At 33.7% G+C, this 326-nt stretch carries 1 protein-coding gene; it reads left to right on the top strand.

Going from position 1 to position 326, the window contains the following annotated elements:
- Positions 1-326: hypothetical protein (locus tag AOA59_RS25640; protein ID WP_218212208.1), on the top strand; the 326-nt coding region annotated here is incomplete at both ends.

The following is a 326-nucleotide window of genomic DNA, read 5'->3' as shown; positions in this document are numbered from 1 at the left end:
TATCAGAAGAACTCGCTTTTTTTGAAAAGCACATGAAAGTAGGGAAAGTATACATAGAAAGTCATCGTGGTGATGTTACGTTAACTAAAGAGAGGTTAGAAAAATTAAAAGATTTCTTTGAAAAGAGAGGGATAGAAGTTGCGGGAGGTATAACGCCTACTCTTGGTAAAGCATATCGTCCTGGTTATAATAGGTTATTTGGTGGAATCTGCTATACAGACAATACTTCGAGAACAAAGTTTAGAGAAGTAGTGGAAATTACAGCATCTGTTTTTGATGAAATTATTTTAGATGATTTTTTCTTTACTAATTGTGGTTGTGATGAC

Source organism: Pseudomonas sp. 2822-15 (genome assembly GCF_002742515.1).
In the GTDB taxonomy this organism is placed as follows: Bacteria; Pseudomonadota; Gammaproteobacteria; order Pseudomonadales; family Pseudomonadaceae; genus Aquipseudomonas; species Aquipseudomonas salomonii.
The sequence above is the reverse complement of the archived record's forward strand: the minus strand, read 5'-3'. Positions and strand labels throughout refer to the sequence as shown.